The organism is Cohnella lubricantis (genome assembly GCF_014212015.1).
Taxonomy (GTDB): Bacteria; Bacillota; Bacilli; order Paenibacillales; family Paenibacillaceae; genus Cohnella; species Cohnella lubricantis.
The window spans coordinates 1-24,777 of record NZ_JACJVN010000031.1; the positions used below are offsets into that span (position 1 = coordinate 1).

The 24,777-nt window shown below is 59.0% G+C and carries 21 protein-coding genes; 1 reads left to right on the forward strand and 20 read right to left on the reverse strand.

Features of this window, described 5'->3' with window-relative positions; genetic code table 11:
• From H4Q31_RS08545 to ftsE, 5 genes are all read right to left on the reverse strand, one after another.
• A partial coding sequence (locus H4Q31_RS08545) for a PDZ domain-containing protein (protein WP_185178652.1) occupies window positions 1–1,293 on the reverse strand: 1,293 nt, incomplete at its 3' end.
• Window positions 1,294–1,425: 132 nt separating this feature from the next.
• Window positions 1,426–2,685 carry a S41 family peptidase gene (locus H4Q31_RS08550; protein WP_185178653.1) on the reverse strand — a complete coding sequence of 420 codons (1,260 nt, stop codon included), beginning with the start codon at window positions 2,683–2,685 and terminating at the stop codon, window positions 1,426–1,428.
• Between the two features lie 184 nt (window positions 2,686–2,869).
• Window positions 2,870–4,054 (reverse strand): murein hydrolase activator EnvC family protein, encoded by a 1,185-nt coding sequence (locus tag H4Q31_RS08555; protein WP_185178654.1) that lies wholly within the window; start codon window positions 4,052–4,054, stop codon window positions 2,870–2,872.
• Between the two features lie 15 nt (window positions 4,055–4,069).
• On the reverse strand, window positions 4,070–4,987 hold the full coding sequence (gene ftsX, locus H4Q31_RS08560) for a permease-like cell division protein FtsX (protein ID WP_185178655.1): 918 nt from the start codon (window positions 4,985–4,987) through the stop codon (window positions 4,070–4,072).
• The gene (gene ftsE, locus H4Q31_RS08565; RefSeq protein WP_185178656.1) at window positions 4,977–5,663 is read right to left on the reverse strand and encodes a cell division ATP-binding protein FtsE; all 687 of its coding nucleotides are present in this window, start codon (window positions 5,661–5,663) and stop codon (window positions 4,977–4,979) included. Before ftsE ends, ftsX begins: the two co-directional genes overlap by 11 nt.
• Before the next feature lie 246 nt (window positions 5,664–5,909).
• On the opposite strand from ftsE, the gene H4Q31_RS21765 reads away from it, so the two are divergent.
• A complete protein-coding gene (locus H4Q31_RS21765) occupies window positions 5,910–7,490 on the forward strand; it encodes a VanW family protein (protein WP_185178657.1) in 1,581 nt (526 codons plus the stop codon).
• A 421-nt stretch (window positions 7,491–7,911) separates the two neighbouring features.
• Here H4Q31_RS21765 and H4Q31_RS08575 read toward each other — a convergent pair whose 3' ends face one another.
• The 15 genes from H4Q31_RS08575 to H4Q31_RS08645 form a co-directional block, all read right to left on the reverse strand.
• Window positions 7,912–8,784, reverse strand: a complete 873-nt coding sequence (locus tag H4Q31_RS08575) for a transposase (RefSeq protein ID WP_185178658.1) — start codon at window positions 8,782–8,784, stop codon at window positions 7,912–7,914.
• A 447-nt stretch (window positions 8,785–9,231) separates the two neighbouring features.
• Window positions 9,232–10,647, reverse strand: a complete 1,416-nt coding sequence (gene argH, locus H4Q31_RS08580) for an argininosuccinate lyase (protein WP_185178659.1) — start codon at window positions 10,645–10,647, stop codon at window positions 9,232–9,234.
• A gap of 13 nt (window positions 10,648–10,660) precedes the next feature.
• Complete coding sequence (locus tag H4Q31_RS08585; protein WP_185178660.1) at window positions 10,661–11,902, reverse strand: argininosuccinate synthase; 1,242 nt, start codon at window positions 11,900–11,902, stop codon at window positions 10,661–10,663.
• Between the two features lie 36 nt (window positions 11,903–11,938).
• Entirely contained in the window at window positions 11,939–12,889 is a 951-nt protein-coding gene (gene argF / locus H4Q31_RS08590) for an ornithine carbamoyltransferase (protein ID WP_185178698.1), read from the reverse strand.
• Between the two features lie 64 nt (window positions 12,890–12,953).
• Window positions 12,954–14,138: an acetylornithine transaminase gene (gene argD / locus H4Q31_RS08595; protein ID WP_185178661.1), complete on the reverse strand. Its 1,185-nt coding sequence runs from the start codon at window positions 14,136–14,138 to the stop codon at window positions 12,954–12,956.
• A 38-nt stretch (window positions 14,139–14,176) separates the two neighbouring features.
• Window positions 14,177–14,962, reverse strand: a complete 786-nt coding sequence (argB, locus tag H4Q31_RS08600) for an acetylglutamate kinase (protein ID WP_185178662.1) — start codon at window positions 14,960–14,962, stop codon at window positions 14,177–14,179.
• Between the two features lie 13 nt (window positions 14,963–14,975).
• Window positions 14,976–16,202, reverse strand: a complete 1,227-nt coding sequence (gene argJ / locus H4Q31_RS08605; protein WP_185178663.1) for a bifunctional glutamate N-acetyltransferase/amino-acid acetyltransferase ArgJ — start codon at window positions 16,200–16,202, stop codon at window positions 14,976–14,978.
• A 32-nt stretch (window positions 16,203–16,234) separates the two neighbouring features.
• Window positions 16,235–17,290 carry an N-acetyl-gamma-glutamyl-phosphate reductase gene (argC, locus tag H4Q31_RS08610; protein WP_221626785.1) on the reverse strand — a complete coding sequence of 352 codons (1,056 nt, stop codon included), beginning with the start codon at window positions 17,288–17,290 and terminating at the stop codon, window positions 16,235–16,237.
• Window positions 17,291–17,520: 230 nt separating this feature from the next.
• A complete protein-coding gene (gene mntA, locus H4Q31_RS08615) occupies window positions 17,521–17,919 on the reverse strand; it encodes a type VII toxin-antitoxin system MntA family adenylyltransferase antitoxin (RefSeq protein ID WP_221626786.1) in 399 nt (132 codons plus the stop codon).
• Between the two features lie 258 nt (window positions 17,920–18,177).
• A protein-coding gene (gene prfB / locus H4Q31_RS08620; RefSeq protein WP_185178664.1) for a peptide chain release factor 2 occupies window positions 18,178–19,306 on the reverse strand; the annotation gives its coding sequence in 2 pieces (ribosomal slippage) (window positions 18,178–19,227 and window positions 19,229–19,306; 1,128 coding nt in all).
• A 32-nt stretch (window positions 19,307–19,338) separates the two neighbouring features.
• Entirely contained in the window at window positions 19,339–21,855 is a 2,517-nt protein-coding gene (gene secA / locus H4Q31_RS08625) for a preprotein translocase subunit SecA (RefSeq protein ID WP_185178665.1), read from the reverse strand.
• A gap of 176 nt (window positions 21,856–22,031) precedes the next feature.
• A complete protein-coding gene (gene hpf / locus H4Q31_RS08630; RefSeq protein ID WP_185178666.1) occupies window positions 22,032–22,592 on the reverse strand; it encodes a ribosome hibernation-promoting factor, HPF/YfiA family in 561 nt (186 codons plus the stop codon).
• A gap of 296 nt (window positions 22,593–22,888) precedes the next feature.
• On the reverse strand, window positions 22,889–23,086 hold the full coding sequence (locus H4Q31_RS08635; protein ID WP_185117802.1) for a cold shock domain-containing protein: 198 nt from the start codon (window positions 23,084–23,086) through the stop codon (window positions 22,889–22,891).
• Between the two features lie 109 nt (window positions 23,087–23,195).
• Window positions 23,196–24,419 carry an MDR/zinc-dependent alcohol dehydrogenase-like family protein gene (locus tag H4Q31_RS08640; protein ID WP_185178667.1) on the reverse strand — a complete coding sequence of 408 codons (1,224 nt, stop codon included), beginning with the start codon at window positions 24,417–24,419 and terminating at the stop codon, window positions 23,196–23,198.
• The gene (locus H4Q31_RS08645) at window positions 24,403–24,753 is read right to left on the reverse strand and encodes a hypothetical protein (protein ID WP_185178668.1); all 351 of its coding nucleotides are present in this window, start codon (window positions 24,751–24,753) and stop codon (window positions 24,403–24,405) included. The genes H4Q31_RS08640 and H4Q31_RS08645 overlap by 17 nt, the downstream gene beginning before the upstream one ends.
• Window positions 24,754–24,777 lie beyond the last annotated feature (24 nt).

The window sequence follows — 24,777 nt, forward strand, 5'->3', positions numbered from 1 at the left end:
GGCCTCGGCTTCGGCAGCGCGAACTGCCAGCGGCGCATTCCGCCGCCTGCGGGCGCCGGCCCGCTGCAGCCCTTGCCAGAGCGACGCCGAGCGCGGCGCCGCTACCCATTCCGCATCCTCGTCCGGGGCTAAGATGAGCCCCAGCTGGTAGTGCTCGCCGGCGTAGCGCGCGCGTTGCACGAACTTGATCTCGCCCTCTCGGTTGACGACCTCGAGCCGGCAGAACGCGGATTGCAGCTGCAGCGCGTCGTGCAGCTGCTCCTTCACGTTCACCTTGGCCCCGTTCACCTTGGTGATCCGCTCGCCGGCTTGCAGCTGCATCTCCGCCGCCGGCGTTCCCGGCAGCACGGCGAGAATCGTCAGCCCGCGGCCGTGCTGCACATACACCGGCTGCCGGCCGGATTCGCGCCAGCGGCCCCACAGAATGAGCCCTTCGTGCAGCGCGAACGCGGCTATCGAAGCGGCGATGCCGAGCTGCGGCCAGAACCATGTTCCGGCTGCCAGCCCCGCCACGATCGCGCCATAGACGATCAGGCCGACGCCCGTCTCGCGCGCCTTGCGCTCCGGCCAGCGCGACTCCGTTCGCGTCGTGAAGCCGATGAGCACCGGGAACGCGGCGAGGCTCCAGCCGATCGCCGAGCTGTCCCCGCTCGAGAGCGGCGTCCACGGCAGGGAGATCGCATCCGCGCCGGATGCCGGAACGAGCCAGAGCAGCGGCACCGGCCACAAGCCGGAGATAGAGTAAGCGCCGACCGGTTTGCCCCGCTTGCCTTCGAGGAACAGCGGCACGGCATGCTTCGAGCCCTGCCACAGCACGAGCAGGCCCTCCGCGACGTGCAGCACGCCCGCGAGGAAGAGCAAGCCCGCCGCGTCGATGTCCAGCAGTGCCTGAACCGCTTCCCCGTCTGCGGCGCTGACGCCAATCCACGTCAGCACGGACTGGACGACGCCTAGCGCACCGGCCGCATATGCGAGACAGATGTAACGCAGCCGGAAGATCGCCAGAACGGCTGTCGCGATCCAGACGCACAGCAGCGTCGTCTCATCCAGCCGGCCGCCGGCGGTCAGTCCGACCAGCGAGATGACGATGCCGACCGCAATGCCGGACAGAATTCGGTACCCGGCGACGAGAAGCGAGCTGTGCAGCCGGACATGGAACAGCCGCCGCTGCAGCGTCGAAGCTTGCTTCGCGTGCCACCAAACGAACAAGAGAGCCATATAAAAATAAGGCAGCGAGAGCATGCCCAGCAAGGCACGCCCCGCTTCCTCCAACAATTGAAGCAGAGGAGTCATGCACCCGTTCCCCTTTCGCAAGTCTGTATACTATTCGACAAGGAGGCGGCAAATTCCTTCCACGCCCTAATTATTCCCCGCTAGACGCTGTGCCCGATGCTTTGCTTGATGCTATGCTTGATGCTTCGCTCATCACTCCGCTCGGCTCTCACCAACCAGCCCAAGCGCCGTCTCGCGTGCGGCCTGCAGCTGCGGATCCGGCTCCGGCTGCTGAGGCAGCCCAGGGACGCTGATGTCCGGGGCGATCCCCCCGCCTTCAACCCAGGAGCCGTCCGGCAGCAGCCACTTCATCACCGTCAGCTTCATCAGGCTGCCGTCGCCCAGCTCGTTCTCGAAGCTGATTTGAACCGTTCCCTTGCCGTAAGTCCGCGAGCCAACCAGCGTCGCTCCTGCCGATTGCTTCAACGCTCCTGCCACAATCTCGGCCGAGCTGGCGCTGCCGCCGTTGATCAGCACGACAATCGGATACGTTCGCGTCTTGCCCGTCGGATTCCCAGCCGACGTTATCGTCTTCCTGTGCCCCTGGCTGTCCTCTTCGATGACGATCATTCTTCCGCTTGGAACGAACAGCTCCGCCGTCGATTCGGCGGAACCCAGCACACCGCCAGGGTTGTCGCGCAGGTCGATGATCAGTGCCTTCATGCCGCCGGACTCCAGCTTGCCCAGCTCCGCCGCGGCCAGCTCTGAGGTACCGAAGGCGAACTTCGTTATCCGAAGTATGCCAACGCCTTCGGCATCCAACTCGGAGCTCACTGTCTCGGCGGCGATTCGGTCGCGGATCAGCTCCAGCTCGATCGGCTCCGCCGCGTTCGCCCGCTTCACCTGCAGCTTCGCTTTGGTTCCCTTCGGACCGCGAATCCTGCTTGCCGCCTCGTCAAAGGCCAGCCCTTTAAGGCTATCGCCGTTCACCGACAGCAGCGTATCGCCGGCCTTCAGCCCGGCGCGCTCCGCAGGCGTTCCCGCCAGCACCCTGACGACGACAAGCTCGCCGTCTAGCATCTCCGCCCTTGCGCCGATGCCGGTGAAGGCCGTGTCCGCTGAATCGGCCAACTGCTCCGCTTCTTCCTTCGAATAGTATTCCGCATAAGGATCGCCCAGGGAACCGAGCATGCCGGCGATCGCTCCATCGATCAGCTCATCCCGGTCGATCGAGTAATAGGACTCATTCGCGATTAAGCCTGCCGCTCGGTTCAACTTGTCCAGTTCATCTGCGCCGAGGCCGCCCGCTGCCGCCGGCTTTGAGCCCCCGGCCGCCCCGCTCGCCGTCGAGCCGGCATCCCGAAGCAAGCCGTCGGCCTTTCCCGCGAGACTTAATGCCGTCAAGGTCGCAGCGCTGGCCAGCAGCGCTGTCGCCACAGTGATCGCCAGCACCGTTCGGCCGCGATATAGCAAGGGAAACCCACCTTCTTTTCACCAATAACATCTTCACTACTTGTATGACTGTCCCTCCGCTAACATGCCGGCACTCAAAAAACAGCCGTCCCCATCCCTCCGTCCCCTTGCCAGAATATCCGAGGGACGTTGGAACGCGGATCGGCTGTCTTGATGCCTTAACGCAGCAGGTATGATGCTTGTCCTATTTCAAATAAGGAGCCGGATCGACGGCTTTGCCGTCTTTGCGGACTTCGAAGTGCAGATGGTATCCCGTCGCCGTGCCCGTCATGCCGACGAGTCCGATCTTCTCTCCCCGCTTAACGGTTTCGCCGTTCTTGACGAGAATTCCTCCCGGCATGATATGACCGTATAGCGTCCACAAGCCGCCGCCGTGGTCGATAATGATCGTATTCCCGTAGCCGCTGACCGATTGGGCCGTGATGACGACGCCAGACTCAGCCGCGTAGATCGGCGTCCCCTTCGGAACGGCCATGTCGATGCCCGTATGCAGCTTCTCCTTCTCCCCCGTTACCGGGTGCGTCCGGTAGCCGAATGGAGAGGAGATGCGATACGATGCCTTGAGCGGAAGCCCGAGCTTGCCGCCTGTGTAATAGGTCTTGAGCTGATTCTTCTTCGTCAGAGCCTCCGAATATTGCTTGGCCAAATCGACCATGGCCTTCTCAGCCTCTTCGCTGATGTCGTCGGTCTCCTCGATCTTCTCACTCAGCTTGGCGACCATCGCTTCCTTGGATTGCTCTTTGACTTCCAGCGCCGCCTTGCGATCGGCGAGCTCGTTGTACAGCGCTTCGACTTCCTTGAGCTCGCTCTCGACCTGCGCCTTCTTCTCGGTGACGAGCGCTTCGTATTCCTCCGCTTGGGTCAGCACCAGCTTGTCCTGCGCGGTGATGGATTGAAGAGCGTCGAAGCGGGAGATGAAGTCGCTGAAGCTGGTTGAGCTGAGCAGCACGTCCAGATAAGAGACCGCGCCGTTCGTGTACATCAGCCGAAGGCGCGACTGCAGCAGCTCATCCTTGTTCTGCCTTTGTTCTTCCGCATCTTCCAGCTCCTGCGTCGTCTGCAGCAGCTTCTCCTGCGCCTCATCGACTTTCTTCTGCGTCGCGTCGAGCTGATCCGAAGCTTGCGCTAGCTGCTGCATCAATTGTTCGAGCTCTTCCTTGGTCGCTTCTTTCTGTTCGGATAACGCTTGAGCCTCTTGCTCCGCTTCCTTCTTGCTCTTCGACGCTTCATTCATCTGCTGCTGGATTTGCTTCAACTGCTTCTCGATCTTCTCCAGCTGTGTCTCGGCGTGGCTGTCATAAGGCCGCACCAAGCAAGCGAAGGCGATCAACATAGCAACTACGGCCACTAGCTTGCGTCTCACGAACATCCTCCCCCGGTAATCTTACACCTTAAGATATTTGCGAACGGAGACGACGCTTCCCCAGATCCCTAGCAGCGTCCCCAGAATAAGCATTGTGCCTGCGACGAACCCGCCTACTTCGTCGACGCTCGCGAACTCGATCAGCATAAGGCCCAGATCGTATTGCGCTGATCGAATCAAGCTCGAGTAGCCAAAGAGCAGCACCGCGGCAGAGATAGCGGATCCGCCTAGACCAATCAAGATCCCTTCAACGAAGAAAGGCCAGCGGATGAAGCTGTTCGTCGCGCCGACGAGCTTCATGATGCCGATCTCGCGGCGGCGGTTCAGAATCGTCATCTTGATCGTTGTCGAGATGAGGAACATGGCCATGACGGCAAGCCCTGCGACGATGACAAGCCCGAAATTGCGAACCGCATTGGTGATGCGGAACAGCTTCTCGACCGTTCCTTGGCCGTAATTCACTTTGGATATCGGCTTGTCGGCGTCGCTCGCATTGATCGCCTCGATCTGCCTTGCCACGTCTTCAACCTTCTGCGGATCGAACAGCTCCACGTCGAATCCATCCGGCAGCGGGTTGTTCACGCCTTCATAGCCTTGCAGCGCCTCTTTGTTGTCTTCATCCATCCGCTCCGTCAGCTGCTTGAGGCCATCATCCTTAGAGACGAATGTAACGCCCTTCACTTCCGGAATGCGGCCGATTAGCCGATTCACTTCGTCAATCTTGGCTTGCTCAGTGCCGAGCTGCAGGTAGACGCGAATCTCGACTTGATTCTCAAACTGGTCAGCCAGCTTGTTCACGTTCATGGCAAGAAGCATAAAAACGCCGAGAATAAACAACGATACGATGATGGACCCCATGGAAGCGATTGACATCCAGCCGTTGCGGGTAACGTTCTTAAACCCTTCACGGATATGACGGAAGAGAGTGCTAAGCTTCATAGCCATACTCCCCTCTTTGCTCGTCCCGCACAATCGTACCGTTCTCAATCGCGATGACACGCTTGCGCATGGAGTTGACGATCTCTTTGTTGTGGGTGGCCATAACGATAGTCGTCCCCCGATAGTGAATCTCTTCCATCAGCTTCATAATGCCCCAGGACGTCTCGGGGTCGAGGTTCCCCGTCGGCTCGTCCGCCACGATAACGGACGGATTGTTAACGATGGCCCTCGCGATGGCGATGCGCTGCTGCTCGCCTCCCGACAGTTGGGACGGGAAGCTGGAGGCTTTGTGCTTCAAGCCGACCAGCTCCAGCACTTCCATCGTGCGGCGGCGGATCGAGCGCTTCGAAGCCTCGATGACTTCCATCGCGAATGCGATATTCTCGTATGCGGTTAATTTGGGAAGCAAACGATAATCTTGGAACACGACGCCGATGTTGCGGCGAACGTAAGGGATTTTGCGCTGCCTAAGCTTGCCTATATTGAACCCGTTGACGGACAATTGGCCCTTGGTCGGGACTTCTTCGCGGTAGATCAGCTTCATGAATGTCGATTTGCCCGCGCCTGACGGACCTACGACATAGACGAAATCATTGCGGTCGATGACGACGCTGACGCCTCGGAGAGCCGTCGTGCCGTCGGGATAGGTCTTCCATACATCGTGCATCTCTATCACATGATCACTTCCCGTTCAAATTCAGACTTTAGATACTTCGACATCATGCCTTAAAATCCTTTCTTTGTCGATGTTTTCTCGCTGGCAAAGGTCGGGTTTTGTCGCCCCAGAAGCTTGTACCGCATGGACTTGAGGAAATAATTGAGAATTTTCTAATCTGCCGCTACAACAATATGCTTTTAATCATCGTATATGAGGATGGAGAGCCGATTTATGTTCCGAGATTCAGGAGGGAAGTGATGCCCGGTGAGAAAAAGATGGTTATGGGCGGCAGCGATCACAGCGGTGATCGGCCTTGGCGCAGGTACGGCGGGAGGTTATGCGCTGTACGGCGGCGAGGAGCGGTATTCAACGTTGCCGGACGGTCTCACCGTCGGAGGGCTGTCGGTCGGCGGCCTGACGGCGGACGAGGCGCTCGCAGACGTCCGCTCGCGAATTCAAGCGCTGGAGGCGACGGAAGTCGTCATGAACGCCCCCCCCGCGGTTCAGCCTGCACTGTCAACGACAGCCCCAAGCTCTGATGCCGTCGTCACAGCAATGAATTCTCCTCAATCCTCTCTAACTACGCTATCCTTCTCGACCCTGCCCTCCGCGTCGACTTCTTCGCCAGCGCCAACCTTGAAGCAGCTTGGCATGTCCATCGACGCATCGGATGTCCTTGCTATGCTAGAAGCGTATCGGGATGCGACGTGGCGGCAGCGGGCGAACATGCGAACGGCCATGCTAACAACCGACTACGGTGTAAGAGTAACGTGGAACAAGGCGGCATTCCAGCGTGAAGCCGCCGATGCTTGGGGAGCGCTCGCGAGCTCGCAGGGCGTCAATGCGTCGCGTACGATCAACGACACCGACGAGGTCGTCTACACGCCTGAGACGCTTGGAACCGAGCTGGATACGGAGGCGCTGATGGCCTCCATCGTTAAGCTGGCGCCGGTGTCGTTGGCTCCGGATGCGGTCGAAGTCGCATCCGCTGGACTTCAAGCGCTCGGCGTCGGTCTCCCGGTCGTGCAAGTGCCGCCGGAAGTGACGGAAGCCAGTCTGAAGGAAGAAGGCCTCGATCGCAAAATTGCCGAATTCACCACTTCATTCGCCACAAGCGCGGAGGGCCGATCGTACAACGTCTCCGTGACGGCGCAGGCGTTGGACGGCACTTTGCTGATGCCGGGCGAAGAGTTCGATTACGGCAAGATTGTCGACAAGGCGGAGAAGCAATTCGGTTATAAGGAAGCGCCGGTCATCGTGAACGGCAAGCTGACGCCTGGCATCGGCGGAGGCATCTGCCAAGTGTCCAGCACACTCTACAACGCCGTGATTCGAACCGAAGGCCTCGACATCGTCGAGCGGCGCAACCATTCGCTTCCGGTCAGCTATTTGCCTATCGGTCTTGACGCTACCTTCGCGGACGGATACATTAACTTCCGGTTCCGCAACTCGACCGGCAAGCAGCTGCTCATTAAGGCAGAGGTCAACAATAAGGAGCTCACCGTCAAGCTGTTCGGCACGATGGACGAACACGTCTCCTACGATATTGAGACCGTTCAGAAGCAAGTCACCGCTCCTAAAATGGTCTATGTAGCGGATAACCAAGTAGCGCTGGGCAAATCGTCGGTGCGGCAGTCCGGCGGGACTGGCTACGTCATCGAGACGTACCGCGTCAAGCTCATCGACGGCAAATTCGCGGAGCGCGAGAAGCTGGCAACCAGCACCTATCGCTCTCACGACGAGATTGTCGCCGTCAATCCGGCCGATCCGCGTATCGCCCCGGCTAGCGACGATGATAAGCAGCCCCCGAAGCCGTCCGCCGACAGCCCGGTTGAACCCGTGTAAACATCTAAACTTACCTAAATCCGCTTGTCCAAAGCCTGCTCCGCCCAAAATTTGCTTTGCGAAAGCCTGCTCTACCAAGGCTTGCTCTACCAAGGCCTGCTTGAGCTCAATCTCGGGCAGGCTTATGGTCTTTCAGCGGCTTTTGAGGGCTTATCCCCTCTGTTCAGCTTGAGGCAGAAGAATCCGCCAGTACCTGTCTTGCCTGTCTTGCCTGTCTTGCCTGTCTTGCCTGTCTTGCCTTTAGCTTATCTTGCTTGAGTCTCGTCTCCAGCACATCTGTTTTTTTTCCTTTTAGGGCCTTATCCCTTCGGCTCAGCAGTTGCCTCGTTAAATACCCATTCATCTATTCGATTCGTATGGTGCGGTTTAATTGTTCGATCTAGTTGCTGGAAACGGATGTGGGTTGTTAGTACGTGCAGGTTTACGCGGGACGGCGGGTTAGTTGCGGATAGGTTAGGGCCGGATGGGAAGCGCATGCTTGAAGAAGGGAAGGAGCGCCGCTCCCGGCTCTCTGTGTGTCACTCGAAGAAAGGCTATGGCGATAGGCATACTCGTCCAAGTAGGCCTGCAGGTGCTTAGGGAGGAGACCGAAGTAGGTCTCGTTCATCCAGCGCGCGGCCGCCCTCCAAAGCATAGACAATGGATGGCGCGCCGCGTTGTAGATGCCCGGGGCCGTTTGGACGTTTGCCTTGGCGGATACATTTTCACCAATGAAATGTTCGAATCCCAGCTTCGATACGGTATTGCCCCACTGATGACTCGGCGGCACCTGGTGCAGCTTCACGCGAATTAACGCGCCGGCCGGGGTGACGGAAGCAGCGGCGATCAATGGATGGCGTCTCGCATGCCGATCAAACATAGAGGCGAAGGAAGTCGCGCCGTATCGGCCTTCATGGACCCGCACCTCGCCCGCTAGCCGCTCGGACTCTGCCAGATGGATCGCATGCCGAATCTTGTGGGCGATCAACCAAGCCGTCTTGTACGTGACCTGTATCGCGTCCGAGAGCTGTCTGGCGCTTATGCCTTGAGCCAGCCAGGACATTGCCAGGAACCACTTGCGAAGAGACGTCTTGCTCTTCTCCATGACAGTTCCCGCGGTTAGTGACGTCTGGTACCGGCAGCGCTTGCATTGATATAGCGGCAGACGCCGAGTCCGAATGACCGTCGCCTGCGAGTGGCGGCAGATCGGGCAGCGATACCCATCGGGCCACTTGATTCGGAAGAGCTCGCGGACGCACGCCTCCTCCGTCGTATATAGGTTACAAGAAGCTCCGATTGTCAGCTGCGGCTCCATGACAGCCCCTCCGAATAACGAACATTTGTTCTTATTTTTATTGTATCAAACATACGTTCCCATTTCAAGTATTTTCGAGAATTGTGCGGGGTGTGCCCACCGATCGTTCGATCGCGAAGCGCGGGGCTGAGGTATAGGGATAAGCCCTCAATAGCGCTGGAAAAAGGGATGCGGTTGGGGAGCTGGCAGCCCAGGTGCTGGGCGCGGGTGCTGGGGCTGGTGCGGGTGCTGGTGCGGGTGCTGGGGCTGGTGCGGGTGCTGGGGCTGGTGCGGGTGCTGGTGCTGGTTCGGGTGCTGGTGCAGGTGCGGATTCGGGTACGGGAAGCGCAGGTTAGGGGCGCGTGCTCGGGGGCTGGTTGCGTCGAAAAGGCAGCAAAGAAGCCAGCTCCATCGTCGAGGGCTGGCTTGCTTATGCGCAGGGTCTGCCTTGGCAGACGCTGCTTCGTCTTATTTGCTGCGCTCGGCGTATTCGGCGGCCCAGGCTTGCGTGCGGGCGAGTTCGGCTTCGGCGCGCTCGATCGCGGCCGCCACCTGCGGCGCTGCGGTACCGCCGTATACGTTGCGGGCATTAACGACGTTCTGCGGCTGCAGCACGTCGTAGATCCGCTCATCGAAGAGCTGGGAGAATTGCTTGAATTCGTCCAGCGTCAGGTCGAGCAAGAATTTGCCGTTCTCGATGCAGTAGAGTACCGTTCTCCCAATAACTTCGTGCGCTTGGCGGAACGGCAGGCCCTTGCCTACGAGGAAGTCGGCGATGTCGGTCGCGTTCGAGAAGTCTTGGTCGACGGCGCGGCGCATCTTGTCCTTGCGTACCTTCATCGTCTCGATCATCGGCACGAACAGCTGGAGCGCGCCTTGGAGCGTGCGGACGGTGTCGAACATGCCTTCCTTGTCTTCCTGCATGTCCTTGTTATAGGCCAGCGGCAGCGATTTGAGCACGGTCAACAGACCGACCAGGTTGCCGTAGACGCGGCCGGTCTTGCCCCGTACTAGCTCGGGGACGTCCGGGTTTTTCTTCTGCGGCATGATGCTTGAGCCGGTGCAGAAGGCGTCGTCGAGCTCGACGAATTGGAATTCGGTGCTTGACCAGAGAATAAGCTCTTCGCTCAGGCGCGACAGGTGCGCCATGATCAGCGACGCGCCGGCCAGGAACTCGACGATGAAGTCGCGGTCGCTGACGGCGTCGAGACTGTTCTCGTACACGCGGCCGAAGTTCAGCAGCTTGGCCGTGTACTGACGGTCGATCGCGAACGTCGTGCCCGCCAGCGCCCCTGCTCCCAGCGGAAGCGCGTCAATGCGCTTGTAGCTGTCCTGCAGGCGCTCAATGTCGCGGCCGAACATGGACACGTAAGCCATCAGATGATGCGCGAACAGAATCGGCTGCGCACGCTGCAGATGCGTGTAGCCCGGGACGATCGTGTCCAGGTTCGCCTTGGCTTGTCCGATCAGCGCAGCCTGCAGCTTGGACAGAAGTTCGGCGAACTCGACGACGCGCTTGCGCAGGTACAGGTGCATGTCCGTCGCGACTTGGTCGTTCCGGCTGCGGCCCGTATGGAGTTTGCCGCCGACCGGTCCGATCTCCTCCATGAGCGCCTTCTCGATATTCATGTGGATATCTTCGTCGGCGATGGCGAACTCAAGCTCTCCGCGTTGAATCCTGCCGCGGACTTTGAGCAGCCCTTCCTTGATCGTCTCGACGTCCTCCGAGGGAAGAATGCCGCAATGCCCCAGCATTGTCACGTGCGCCAGGCTGCCTTGAATGTCTTCCTCGGCAAGCTCCTTGTCGAACGTGATCGACGCCGTATATTCCTCTACCAGTTGATTGGTTTGCTTGGTGAAACGACCGCCCCACAGCTTGCTCATAGCCAAACTCCCTTCAGTTTAAACCGGATGCGCCAGTCACGCCGGACGATACCTTCAGACGCAGTGCGTTCAGTCGGATGAAGCCCGTCGCGTCGCCTTGGTCATACGCTTGCGTCGGGTCCGCCTCCATCGTCGCGATGTGCGGGTTGTACAGGCTGACCGGGCTCTTGAGGCCGGCGGCCATGATGTTGCCTTTGTACAGCTTCAGGCGCACCGTGCCCGTCACGTTCTTCTGGCTCTCAGCGACGAGCGCTTGAATGGCGAGACGTTCCGGCGCGAACCAGAAGCCGTTGTACACGAGCGACGCATACTTCGAGATGAGCGAGTCGCGCAGGTGCATGACGTCGCGGTCCATCGTCAGCGACTCCATCTTGCGGTGCGCGGTGAACAGGATTGTGCCGCCCGGCGTCTCGTATACGCCGCGGCTCTTCATGCCGACGAAGCGGTTCTCGACCATGTCGACGCGCCCGATGCCGTGTTTGCCGCCGAGCTCATTCAGCTTCTCCATGACAGCTAGCGGAGACAGCTTCTCACCATTGATCGCCACGCAGTTGCCCGCTTCAAAATCCAGCTCCACATACTCCGCCTGGTCCGGTGCTTGCTCCGGCGAGACGCTCAGCACGTACATGTCCTGCACGTCGTCCGCGCTCGAATCGAACCATGGGTCCTCGAGCATGCCGCTCTCGAAGCTGATGTGCAGCAGGTTGCGGTCCATCGAATACGGCTTCGCGGCCGATGCTTGGACGTTGATGCCGTGCTTCTCGGCGTAAGCGATCATCTCGGCGCGGCCCGGGAACGCACTCCGGAACGCTTCATCGCGCCAAGGAGCGATCACTTGAATGTCGGGCGCCAGAGCGGCGGCGGTCAGCTCGAAGCGGACTTGGTCGTTGCCCTTGCCGGTCGCGCCGTGCGCGATGGCCGTGGCGCCTTCGGCGCGGGCGATCTCGACCATGCGCTTGGCGATCAGCGGACGCGCGATCGAGGTGCCGAGCAGATATTGGCCCTCGTAGAGAGCGCCGGCTTGGAACATCGGATAGATGAAGTCCTTGGCGAACTCGGCGCGCAGGTCGTCGATGTATACTTTCGAAGCGCCGGTCTTGAGGGCTTTCTCTTCGAGGCCGTCCAGTTCATCCTTCTGGCCGATGTCGGCGGTGAAGGTGATGATCTCGGCGTCATAAGTTTCCTTGAGCCACGTCAGAATGACGGAGGTGTCGAGGCCGCCGGAGTAGGCGAGCACGATTTTTTGTTTTGCCATGGGTAGGAACCGCTCCTTCTATATTCGGGAATAGAGTTACATAATCGCAGCCATGATCGCCTTCTGCGCGTGCAGCCGGTTCTCGGCCTCGTCGAAAATAACGGAGTTCGGGCCGTCGATGACGCCTTCGCTCACTTCCTCGCCGCGGTGCGCGGGCAGGCAGTGCAGGAACAGGTAGTCCGGCTTCGCGTGCTGCGCGAGCTCCTCGTTCACTTGATAGCCGCTGAAGGCGCGCTCGCGTTCCTTCTGCTCTTCCTCGAAGCCCATGCTCGCCCATACGTCGGTGTAGACGACGTCTGCGTTCTCGATCGCTTCGCGCGGGTCGCGCAGAATGTCGATCTTAGCACCGGTCTCCTCTGCGTACTCGCGGGCGAGGCGCACTTGATCGGAATCCGGATCGTAGCCTTCCGGAGACGCGCTGGCGAAGTGCATGCCCAGCTTGCTCGCGCCCATCATAAGCGAATGCAGCATGTTGTTGCCATCGCCGATGTAGGCGACTTTGAGTCCTTCGAGCTTGCCCTTCTTCTCGAGCACGGTCTGGTAGTCGGCCATCACTTGGCACGGATGGGATAGGTCGGACAAGGCGTTGATGACCGGAATGGTCGACGAGCGCGCCAGCTCGACTACGTTGCGGTGGCCGAAGGTGCGGATGATCATGCCGTCGAGGTAACGCGACATGACCATCGCGGTATCGCGAATCGTCTCGCCGCGGCCCATCTGGATGTCATTGCGGCTCAGGAACAGCGCGTGTCCGCCGAGCTGGTACATGCCGACTTCGAACGATACGCGGGTGCGGGTGGACGACTTCTCGAAAATCATGCCGAGCGTCTTGCCCTTCAGCGGCTGGTACAGCTCTCCGTTCTTCTGCTTGCGCTTCAGGTCGATCGCGAGATCGAGCAAGTAGCGGATCTCCTCCGGCTTATAATCGGCCAGTCCGAGAAAGTCCCGGCCCTTCAGGCCGCTGGCGATCTCTTCTATGTTATCGATCGTTAGCAAGGCGATCCCTCCTTCGAAAATGGGGTCGGCCGCCGCTCGGGCAGCCGCTATGCGATTAATTAGATGCGGACAGAGCGGCCGCTTGCTCAGACAGCACGGCGGCGATAATGCCGACCGCCTCGTCGATCTCTTCGGCGGTGACGAGCAGGTTCGGCAGCAGGCGCAGCACGTTCGGCCCCGCCGTAATGACGAGCAGGCCGCGCTTATGCAGCTCGGCAACGATGTCGGCCACCGGACCTGCGCATTCGATGCCGACGATCAAGCCGAGGCCGCGAACGTCCGTGACGTTCGGCAAGCCGGCGAGTGCCTGCTTCAGCTTGCTGACGAGCAGCTCGCCGGATGCGGCGGCGCGCTCGGGCGCCTTCTCGAGCAGCATCGTCTCGATCGTCGCCGCGATGGCCGCGGTGGCGATCGGCGTGCCGCTGAACGTGGAGCCGTGCGAGCCGGCGGTGAACGCCGGGACGAGCGCGGCCTTGCCGAGCATGGCGCCGACCGGGAAGCCGCTGGCAATGCCTTTGGCGAGCGTGAAGATGTCCGGCTCGATGCCGTAATGCTCATAGGCGAACAGCTTGCCCGTGCGGCCCATGCCGGTCTGAACCTCGTCCAGAATAAGCAGGATGCCATGGCGGTCGCATAGCTCGCGAACGGCCTTCACGTAGGCCGGATCGGCGAGATGGACGCCGCCTTCCGCTTGGACGAGCTCGATCATGACAGCCGCTGTCTGATCGGTAATAGCCGCTTCGAGCGCCGCCAAGTCGTTCAGCGGCACGTGCACGAAGCCCTGCGGCAGCGGCAGGAAGCCTTCCTTCACTTTATCTTGGCCGGTCGCCGTCAGCGTAGCCAGCGTTCGGCCGTGGAACGAGTGCGTCAGCGTGACGATCTCGTAGCGGCCGTTGCCGAGCACCTTCTGATGGTAACGGCGGGCGAGCTTGATGGCTGCCTCATTCGCTTCGGCGCCGCTGTTGCAGAAGAAGACGGCGTCGGCGCAACTGTTGTCGGTCAGCAGCTTGGCCGCCTTCTCTTGAACCGGATTGTAGAAAAGGTTGGATACGTGCCAGAGCTGGTCGAGCTGGCTGACGAGCGCGTTCTGGACCCGCTCCGGGACGTGCCCCAGACTCGTGACCGCGATGCCGGTCATGAAGTCGAGATATTCCTTGCCTTGGTCGTCCCAGAGGCGGCTCCCCTTCCCCTTGACTATAGTGATCGGATAGCGCGCAAAGGTAGGAAACAAACTGCTCATGCCAATCTCTCCCTTCGTATTTGGCAACCAATTGTTACTTATCCCCGCACGATGCGGGTACCGATATTGCCTTCGCGGAAGGCGCGGCTTAGGACGCGAGGGGCGCTGCCGTCGACGATGAGCACCTCCTGCACGTCGCCGTGCAGGCAGCTCATCGCGGCGCGCACCTTCGGGATCATGCCGCCGTAGATCTCGCCGCTCGCGATCATCTCTTCGATCTCGGCGAAGGTCACTTGCGGCAGCACCCGCTTCTCGCCGTCCGCCGTCCGCATGATGCCGGGGACGTCGGTGACAACGATCATCGCGCTAACGCCGAGCGCCGAAGCGACCGCGCCGGCGGCGGTGTCCGCGTTGATGTTGTACCGCTGGCCGGCTGCGTCGATGCCGATCGGCGCGATGACGGGCAGGCAGCCCAGCCGGGCGATGCCTTCGATCAGCTCGGCGTTAACCCCGGTCACGTCGCCGACGAAGCCGATCTCGTCGGCGTCCGCGACAGGCCGCGCCTCGATCAGCCGGGCGTCCGAGCCGGACAGCCCGAGCGCCTTCGCGCCGCTGCGCTGCAGCCGGCGCACGATCTCCTTGTTGATGCGGCCGGCGAGCACCATCTCGACGACGTCGAGCGTCGCCGCGTCGGTGACGCGCAGGCCGTTCACGAAGCGGCTCTCGATGCCGAGCTTGCCGAGCGTCTCGTTGATCGCCGGCCCGCCGCCATGGACAATCACTGGCTGCATGCCGCCGTTCTGCAGCTCCGTCAAATCTTCAAAAAAAGCGTCAGGCAGCGCGGCCAGCGTGCTGCCTCCGCATTTCATCACGAATCGCTTCATCCGGCGCGCCCCCTTACGTCCGATACGCGGCGTTGATCCGCACGTAATCGTATGTAAGGTCGCAGCCCCAGGCGACCGCCTGGCCTTCGCCGTAGTGCAGGTCGACACGAATGGCGACCGTGTCGCCCTTCAAATACGCCAGCGCCGCGTCTTCGTCGAACGCGACGGGCCGGGATTGCTCGAGCACCACAATGTCGCCGAGCCGGATGTCGACGGTATTCACGTCGACGGGAACTCCCGCGCGCCCGACGGCGGCGATGATCCGCCCCCAGTTGGCGTCGGCGCCGAATGCCGCCGACTTGACGAGGCTCGACCCGATGATCGTCTTCGCGATCGCCCGGGCGTCTTCATCGCTGCGCGCGCCGGTGACGGTCGTCTCGATCAGCTTCGTCGCGCCCTCACCGTCGCGGGCGATCGCCTTCGCGAGCTCGCCGCACACGTAGCGGAGGCCTTCCGCGAACGCCGCGAAGTCCGCGTGGCCGCGGGAGAGCTCGCCACCCCCCGCGAGACCGCTCGCCATGGCGACGAGCATGTCGTTCGTGCTCGTGTCGCCGTCGACGGTAATCATGTTAAACGTGACGTCGGTCGTCTCGCGCAGCAGTTCCTGGAGCAGCGCAGCCGGGATGGCGGCGTCCGTCGTGACGAAGCCGAGCATCGTCGCCATGTTCGGGTGAATCATGCCCGAGCCTTTGGCTGCGCCGGCGATGTAGACTTCGCGTCCGTCGATCGTGAGTTTAACGCAAGCTGTCTTTTTCACCAGATCGGTTGTCAGAATGGCCTGGCAGAAGTCTTCCGATCCCTGGTCATCCGATCGGAGCCGGCCCGGCAGCGCCGCGATGCCGGAGGAGACGCAGTCCATCTTGAGCAATTCGCCGATGACGCCCGTCGACGCCACCGCCACCTGATGCTTCGGCACGCCGATCGCTTCCGCGATCTGCGATCGCATCGAACGCGCGTCGTCTTCGCCTTGCCGGCCCGTGCAGGCGTTGGCGTTGCCGCTGTTGACGAGAATCGCCCGCAGCTTGCCCTCCTCCGCCAGGCTCTCGCGCGTCACTTGCAGCGGAGCCGCCTGGAACAGATTCGTCGTATACACCGCCGCCGCCGCTGCCGGCACCTCGCACACGATCGCGCCTAGGTCGTGGCGATCTGTTTTTTTCAACCCGCAATGCAGTCCGCCTGCCCGGAAACCCTTGGGCGTCGTCACGCCGCCGCTTGGTACGATCTCATATCTATTCCCCATGGAAGTTCCGTCCTCCGTTGTGAGCATAATCGTTAAGGGTAAACCGGAGCGAACCCGAGGCCCAGCGTCTCGTCCCAGCCCATCATCAGGTTCAGGTTCTGGATCGCTTGGCCGGCCGCTCCTTTGACGAGGTTGTCGATGACGGAGATGATTGTGATCCGCCCCGTTCGCGCGTCGACGTTCAGGCCGATGTCGCAATAGTTCGAGCCGTATACTTCCTTCGTCGCCGGGTACGTGCCCGCTTGGCGAATTCGGATGAAGCGCCTGTCTTGGTAAAATTCACGGTATAATTGCAGAAAATCGCCGGTTGTGCGGTCGCGGTCCGTTACGGCGGCGTACATCGTGCTCATGATGCCGCGTGTCATCGGAACGAGGTGCGTCGTGAACGTTGTCGTCACCGGCCGACCTGCCGCACGCGACAGTACCATCTCGATCTCGGGCGTGTGCTGATGTTGATTGACTTTGTACGCCTTCAGGTTCTCGTTCACTTCGGAGAAGTGGGAGCTCAGGTTCAGTCCGCGGCCCGCGCCGGATACGCCCGTCTTCGAGTCGATGATGATCGAGTTCGGATCAATCCAGCCCGCCTTCACCGCCGGGTAGAGGCCGAGCGTCGTCGCCGTCGGGAAGCAGCCCGGGTTGGAGACGAAGTCCGCGCCTGCCACTTCATCGCCGAACAGCTCGCACATGCCGAAAACAGCACGGTCGAGGTACGCTTGGTCGGCAGCGCCTTTCTTGTACCACGCTTCGTAGGCTGCCGGGTCCTTCAGCCGGAAGTCGCCGGACAGGTCGATGACCTTCAGCCCCGCTTCCAGGAACCGAGGCGCGAGCTGCGCGCTGACGCCGTGAGGCGTCGCGAGGAACACGACATCCGCCTTGCCGCGGATGAGCGCCGGGTCGACGTCGTCCATGACGCCTGCGACGATCTCCGTCAGGTGCGGGAACGTCTCGGAATAATACGAGCCCGCCGACGAAGACGAGACGACCGAGGTGACCGTCACGTTCGGGTGGGCTTCCAGCAAGCGAATCAGCTCGACACCGCCGTAGCCGGTGGAGCCGACAATCGCGGCGCGTATATGCGCGTGCGTCATGGCAATCTCTCCTTAATAAATAAAAAAACAGCAGATTCGGAGTTAGTCGTCCAGATTGGCAAAACCAACCTTTATTGTACCGAAACCCGCTGCGGATGTAAAAAGACAATTTGGCGAGCCGAGGAAAGGAATTGTGTATTATTATACAGTCTATTCATTATTTATACAACCAATTTCGTAAATGTCCGCATAAAAAAAAGATGGCCGCCTCTTAGAGAAGCACCCATCGTTCATGCTAAGTTGTAACCCTCCACGTCCGCCATATATTCCCCAATCTTGTCCGCGAACGTTTCGAAGTCTCCTATTTGCTTATCCTCCCGCGCCACCCTCACCCCCCCCGTTCTTGCTTCCAGATTCCGAATAATCTCCGCTCTCTCTTCATTCAATCGGGCATAAGACTTCAACGCTACGATGTAGGCGACCTGTCTGAGGTATGGCTCCGAGTCCAGAAGCAGCTCGCCGTTGGATACGATTTGAGCTTGCAGAACAGTACTGGATTCGGCAAGATCAATCAAGTCCACTTCGCGCTTCAACTGGTCCGCCAGTCGTTGCGCCAGCATGAACCGCTCGTATGCCGATAGGCTCTTCTTCGAGAGATAAGCGATATCCACATCGCTGTCGGCACGCAACTGTCCCTTGGCCGCCAGAACCGTAAATAACGACCGCATAGGCATGAACATTTGCGACCAGAAAATCAATAATAAGCCGTTCTTGTTCTTGCGTCAGAGCAGTTGTCATACGCCCCCTAAACCGTACCAAACCGTACCATTCTCTTGTTCCTATCGTAACCGAATCTATTCTGGAAATATACAACAAACCCGCTCGATCCTCTCGGATGCACAGCGGGTTGTTCGCTTGTTCTATTGTTCGTCCGCCTATTCGCCGGCTTAACCGTTCGCTTCCGGCTTCTGAATCTGGCTGCGCAGATAGCCGTCGATGAACGCGTCGAGGTCGCCGTCCATGACCGCTTGCACGTTGCCCGTCTCTACGCCGGTCCGGTGATCCTTGACCATGCTGTACGGGTGGAACACGTAGGAGCGGATCTGGCTGCCCCAAGCGATCTCCATCTGATCGCCGCGGATAGCGGCCAGCTCCTTCTGCTGCTCTTGGATGCGCAGCTCATACAGCTTCGACATGAGCATCTTCATCGCGCGGTCGCGGTTCTGAATCTGCGAGCGCTCCGTCTGGCAGGCGACGACGATGCCGGTCGGCAGGTGGGTGATCCGGACGGCGGATTCGGTCTTGTTGATGTGCTGGCCGCCCGCGCCGCTGGAACGGTACGTGTCGATCCGCAGATCCTCCGGCCGAACCTCGATGTCCGTGACGTCGTCCGGAATCTCCGGCACGACGTCGCAGGAGACGAATGACGTGTGGCGGCGGCCCGAAGCATCGAAAGGAGAGATGCGCACGAGCCGGTGCACGCCCTTCTCCGCCTTCAGGTAGCCGTAGGCATTGTAGCCGCGTACCATGATGGTGACGCTCTTGATGCCCGCCTCTTCGCCCGGCAAGTAGTCGAGCACTTCGACCTTGAAGCCGCGCTTCTCCGCCCAGCGGGTATACATGCGGTACAGCATAGATGCCCAGTCCTGCGACTCGGTGCCGCCTGCGCCTGGATGAAGCTCGAGGATGGCATGGGCCCTATCGTAGGGCTGATTGAGGAGCAGTTGAAGCTCGAACTCGTCGACCTTGCGGACGAACGCCTTCACGCTCTCTTCCCACTCCGCTTCCATATCGGCCTCCGATTCCTCTTCGAGCATCTCCAGCATGGCGTCGAGATCATCCTGCTCGCCCGTCAGCTTCTCGTACTGCTCGACGACGCCCTTGATCGCGTTGAGCTCGGCGATGAGGCCCTGCGCCTTCTCGTTGTCATCCCAGAAGTCAGGCGCGCTCATCTTCACCTCGTAGTTCGCGATCATCTCCAGCTTGAGATCTAAGTCAAAGAGACCCCCTAAGTTGCTGGAGTCGCTTCGCGGCTTCGCGAAGGTCTTGCTTAACGGTCACATCGATGTTCGACATGTTGGAAAATCCACCTTTGCTCTAGATATTAATCAGTCTATGCGGCCGTGGCACATTTTGTATTTCTTGCCGCTGCCGCATGGGCAAGGATCATTACGCCCGATCCGCTGCTCGGGGCGCTTGGCCGCTGGACGCTTCGCGCCTTCGCCGGCTTTGGTGTCAACCGCTTGCCCTTCCGCGACCGCTTCGCGCTTCACGTTGCTCTCGACGTGAGCCTTCATGATGTACAGCGCGATCTCGTCTTCCATCCGCTCGATCATCGCAAGGAACATATTATGCCCTTCGAACTGGTATTCGCGCAGCGGGTCGTTGCCTCCGTAGGCGCGCAAGTGAATGCCTTGGCGCAGCTGATCCATCGCGTCGATGTGATCCATCCACTTGCTGTCGACCGCGCGCAGCACGACGACCTTCTCGAACTCGCGCATCATATCGGCGCCGATCGACTCCTCACGCTCGTTGTAATAAGCCTCGATGCGCGCCATGAGCCATTCGACCATCTCTTCCTTCTCTTTGCCCCAGACGTCGTCCTTCGTGACGCGGTCCTCGGGGAGGAAGTTCTTGTGCACGTAAGCGACGAGTCCGTCGATATCCCAATCCTCCGGCACGTCCTCGCCCGGGCAATGATTGTCGACGGCGCGCGTCACGGACGAGCTGATCATGCCCATCACGATATCGCGGATGTTCTCGGCGAATAGAATCTGGCGGCGGTCGCCGTAGATCTTCTCGCGCTGCAGGTTGATGACGTCGTCGTACTGCAGGACGATGCGGCGGGCATCGAAGTTGCTGCCCTCGACGCGCTTCTGCGCCGACTCGATCGCACGCGAGATCAGTTTGCTCTCGATCGGGGAGTTCTCGTCGAAGCCGAGACGCTCCATCATGCCCATAATATTGTCGGCGCCGAAGCGGCGCATCAATTCGTCTTCCATCGACAGGTAGAACTGCGAAGAACCCGGGTCGCCTTGGCGTCCCGCGCGGCCGCGCAGCTGGTTGTCGATCCGGCGGCTCTCGTGACGCTCGGTGCCGATGATGTGAAGGCCGCCGAGCTCCGCTACGCCTTCGCCCAGCAGAATGTCGGTACCGCGGCCCGCCATATTGGTGGCGATGGTGACGGTGCCGTGCTGGCCGGCGTTCGCAATGATCGCCGCTTCTTCAGCGTGGTACTTGGCGTTCAGCACTTGGTGCTTGACGCCCTTCTTCTTCAGCATCTCCGATACGCGCTCGGAGTTCTCGATCGACACGGTGCCGACCAGCACAGGTTGTCCCGTCTGGTGGCGCTGCACGATCTCGTCGACGACGGCGCGGTACTTGCCGTTCTCGGACTTGTACACGACATCCGGCGCGTCGGCGCGGATATTCGGACGGTTCGTCGGAATCTGCACGACTTCGAGTCCGTAGATGCGCTTGAACTCTTCTTCCTCGGTCTTCGCCGTACCGGTCATGCCGGCCAGCTTGCGGTACATCCGGAAGTAGTTCTGGAAGGTGATGGTGGCGAGCGTCATGCTCTCGTTCTGAACCTCAAGGCCTTCCTTCGCTTCGATCGCTTGGTGCAGACCGTCGCTATAGCGGCGTCCGGCCATCAGACGGCCGGTGAACTCGTCGACGATGACGACTTCGCCTTCCTGCACCACATAGTCGACGTCGCGCTTCATAATGAAGCGCGCGCGCAGCGCTTGGCTGACGTGGTGGTTAATCGTGACATGTTCGCTCGAGAACAGATTGTCGATGCCGAACGAGCTCTCCGCCTTACTGACCCCTTGGTCGGTAAGGGCGATGCTGCGCATTTTGACATCGATCGTGAAGTCGTCGTTCTCCTTCAAATGGCTCACGAAACGATCGGCTGCGTAATATAGCTGCGTCGACTTCTGCGCTTGACCGGAGATGATCAGAGGAGTCCGCGCTTCGTCGATCAGGATGGAGTCGACTTCGTCGATGATCGCGTAATAGAGCGGACGTTGAACCATCTGCTCCTTGTACAGCACCATGTTGTCGCGCAAGTAGTCGAAGCCGAACTCATTGTTCGTTCCGTACGTGATGTCGCACGCATAAGCCGCTTGCTTCTCCTCGTGGCTAAGCCCGTGCAGGTTGCAGCCGACGGTCATGCCCAGGAACGTGTAGATCTGTCCCATCTCCTGGCTGTCGCGCTGCGCCAAGTAATCGTTGACGGTGACGACGTGCACGCCCTTGCCGAGCAAGGCGTTCAAATAGACGGCCAAAGTACCGACGAGCGTCTTGCCCTCGCCGGTCTTCATCTCCGAGATCTTGCCGGAATGGAGCACCATGCCGCCCATCAGCTGCACGTCATAGTGACGCTTGCCCAGCACGCGCTTGGACGCTTCGCGCACGACGGCGAACGCTTCCGGCAGCAGGTCGTCCAGCTCTTCGCCCTTCTCCAGGCGCGATCTGAACTCCTCCGTCTTCGCGCGGAGCTGTTCGTCCGTCAAGGGCGAGATGGACGATTCGAGCCCATTAATCTGTTCAACAGTCTTTAAGAGACGCTTCACTTCACGTTCGTTGGCGTCTCCGAATATTTTCTTGACAAGTCCGAGCATTTGACTACCCCTCTCTTCTATCCGCGGGTAAGGCTGTATCACTTCATTTTAGCAGTTTGGCGAAGGAGGGGCAAGAAAGGCGGCAGCCGCTCCAAAATAGATTATAGCATTAAATAAGGCCCCGGATCGGAATCCGGAGCCTGCATATTATAGGTAGTTAAATGTTCGGGGCGGCCTCAGCCGACCGACTCGATCAGCCCGTATCTTCCGTCGTTGCGACGGTAGACGACGTTCACTTCCTTCGTATCGGAATTGGCGAACAGATAGAAGTTGTGGCCGACCATGTTCATCTGGAGGATCGCTTCCTCGACGTCCATCGGCTTCAGATTGAAGCGCTTCGTCCGAATGACCTGCCATTCATCCTCGTCCAGCAGAGTCGCCGTCGCGGCGCCTCCGTAGCCTGCCTCCTCCTTGAAGAGCCCTTTGGCCTCTCCGGCTTGTCTCAATTTGCGGTTCACCTTCGTCTTGTGCTTGCGGATCTGGCGCTCCAATTTGTCCACGACGCAGTCAATCGATGCGTACATGTCTTCGCGCTTCTCCTCCGCCCGGAGCATGACGCCCGTCAGCGGAATCGTGACCTCGACGGCATGTTGGCCTTTCGTTACCGCGAGGGTAACGTGCACGTCGGATTGGGGAGGTGCTTCAAAATACCGTTCCAAACGACTCAGCTTCTTCTCGACGTACTCACGAAGAGCATCCGTAACTTCCATGCGCTGACCTCGAATGTTGTATTTCATTGGGCATTCCTCCTTTGCTGACTCCATTTTACCACAGCCGAGATGACGGTTACAAAACAATATGTTAACAATTTAGAACTTTCTGATAACTTGGCTTGGATTGTGTAAAAGGAGCGGCGCCGTGGAGGGATAGGGGTCACGCGGGCATTCTTATGGGCTTATCCCCTTGGCTCAGCTCAACCTTGAAGCTGGCCAATTAAAAAACCTCGGATCGCTCCGAGGTGGGGTGGCCGGCAAATCGTTACCAGGTAACCGATAGTTCTCTGTATAAGTGCGTGGCGCGGTGCGCCGAATGATTACGCTTTAACGACGTTAGCTGCTTGCGGGCCTCTGGCGCCTTGCACAATGTCAAATTCTACGGACTGCCCTTCTTCAAGGGACTTGTAGCCGTCCATTTGGATCGCGGAGAAGTGAACGAACACGTCGCCGCCTTGTTCCGTCTCAATGAACCCGTAACCCTTCTCTGCGTTGAACCATTTCACTTTACCTTGCATGTGCTAACATTCCCTTCATTTTCAATTGACATAGGCGATTTAGCCTGGCCCACACCCCGAATATACCATCAGGTAAAGTTTGGTGTCAACGGGAATTTTGAAAGCGGTGTCATGGTTGTGGCCCTAGTGTGTAATGCTCCCAACCGGAAAGGGCGAAGAAATCCTTTACCTTAAATGGAGTCGTGCTATACGTCCCGTTTGGGAAGACAATCTTTTTACTGCACTTTGCCGTATGAACGATGTCGCACAGGCCGCTTCGGATACCTATGAAATATCCGGCATACTCCACAGCCGAAATGATCTGAGTGAGCGGAACCGACAACGGTCTGGTTCCCCTAATCGCATTCTCCTCTCCGCTTATGTTTGTATAGACAAAATAACCCTTATTCTGGTATTCGCTCGCAACTGCTTCCCAATAGGAATCAGGTATTTGCGTGACACTCTTGGCATAGGGCGCTAATATGAGAGATTTATCCTGAACGAGACGCTCTTTATTTTCAAATTCATGAATAATAGAGGGCGGAATGGGCGGAGCATCCTTGCTTAATCCATAGACAGCATATCGATAATAATCGACAAATGAGAGAAACCTCTTATCTAAGTATTTAATAATATTATCCGTATAGGGACGATCATGATGAGCGATGATACAATTACCTTCGCGGGTATAAATAATCGCTTGAACCAGTTCATCCATCTCTACCCGTTCAAGCTCTGTCACCTGGTTCACGCCAAACATTTCGACAACCTGCCGGCAACCACTGCCTGTGACTACTACCGAAGCTTGTTGAAGACCATGCTTAGCAAGATACGCCGGAAGAAAAGCCATTGCCCAATAGACATCGCCAAGCGCATTATAAGGGCAGATTACGAGATGAGAATCCTGGCAGCTCGTTCGGATCTTCCCCAAAGTAGTTATCCCACGCAACACTCGCGCCTTCTTGCGAACGACGGTCTCCTCCGACAGCGAGTATTCGGAGAATGAATTGTAGTCCACAACTTTAACGACTTCTCCATTGTACCCCAGCCGGCGAAGCTGCATGGACATGGCGTCGAAAAAACGCGAAGCAATCAACACGATGCTATTTTCTGAGGTGTACCCCTTAATAGCGGTCGGCGACAGCGTTGTTGCCATTTGATAGGTCTGCCCGAGCTTTGAATCGTTGTTGTCCAATATCGCAACCGTTCGAACACCAAACTTCGCCAGGTAGTCGATCATGGCCTCCGATCCGTTGCCATGCCCGAACACTAACACCGATTTGTTGGAAAGCTTCTTCTCGGATAAGAGCATCTCGATGTTGCGCTGCATTTCAGCTTTATAAGTTTGCTCCATTCAGCGCCCCCAGGATGACGTCATTAATAAGCTCTTCCTCCGTAGCAATTCCGCTCTCCAGCAGATTACGCAGCTTGCGTCCATGCGGAAGATCAAGCGATCCGATAATCAGTTTGTCGGTGAACTCATAGAGGGAGTAGAGGGTAAGCAGATCCAATTTTCCTTCTAAAATGACAGTTCTACTCCCAGTGGATTTTGCTTGAAATGCGGTTCTAACCTTGTTGTTCCACTCCCCATTAGAATCCGGCAACAGTAAAACAAAATCAAACTCGTCTAATGAATGGAGGTTCCAGTAAGTACGAGCCTTCTCCAATTGAATTTCGTTCTGGGTCATGGAGTAAACTCCTTTTTATACGGA

Excerpts from the sequence above, each read along its gene's own strand:
- H4Q31_RS08555 (WP_185178654.1), bottom strand. The coding sequence starts at position 4,054 with ATGTTCGTGAGACGCAAGCTAGTGGCCGTAGTTGCTATGTTGATCGCC.
- ftsX (WP_185178655.1), bottom strand. The coding sequence starts at position 4,987 with ATGAAGCTTAGCACTCTCTTCCGTCATATCCGTGAAGGGTTTAAGAAC.
- H4Q31_RS08575 (WP_185178658.1), bottom strand. The coding sequence starts at position 8,784 with ATGGAGCCGCAGCTGACAATCGGAGCTTCTTGTAACCTATATACGACG.
- argH (WP_185178659.1), bottom strand. The coding sequence starts at position 10,647 with ATGAGCAAGCTGTGGGGCGGTCGTTTCACCAAGCAAACCAATCAACTG.
- H4Q31_RS08585 (WP_185178660.1), bottom strand. The coding sequence starts at position 11,902 with ATGGCAAAACAAAAAATCGTGCTCGCCTACTCCGGCGGCCTCGACACC.
- argD (WP_185178661.1), bottom strand. The coding sequence starts at position 14,138 with ATGAGCAGTTTGTTTCCTACCTTTGCGCGCTATCCGATCACTATAGTC.
- argB (WP_185178662.1), bottom strand. The coding sequence starts at position 14,962 with ATGAAGCGATTCGTGATGAAATGCGGAGGCAGCACGCTGGCCGCGCTG.
- argJ (WP_185178663.1), bottom strand. The coding sequence starts at position 16,202 with ATGGGGAATAGATATGAGATCGTACCAAGCGGCGGCGTGACGACGCCC.
- argC (WP_221626785.1), bottom strand. The coding sequence starts at position 17,290 with ATGACGCACGCGCATATACGCGCCGCGATTGTCGGCTCCACCGGCTAC.
- secA (WP_185178665.1), bottom strand. The coding sequence starts at position 21,855 with ATGCTCGGACTTGTCAAGAAAATATTCGGAGACGCCAACGAACGTGAA.
- hpf (WP_185178666.1), bottom strand. The coding sequence starts at position 22,592 with ATGAAATACAACATTCGAGGTCAGCGCATGGAAGTTACGGATGCTCTT.
- H4Q31_RS08635 (WP_185117802.1), bottom strand. The coding sequence starts at position 23,086 with ATGCAAGGTAAAGTGAAATGGTTCAACGCAGAGAAGGGTTACGGGTTC.
- H4Q31_RS08640 (WP_185178667.1), bottom strand. The coding sequence starts at position 24,419 with ATGGAGCAAACTTATAAAGCTGAAATGCAGCGCAACATCGAGATGCTC.
- H4Q31_RS08645 (WP_185178668.1), bottom strand. The coding sequence starts at position 24,753 with ATGACCCAGAACGAAATTCAATTGGAGAAGGCTCGTACTTACTGGAAC.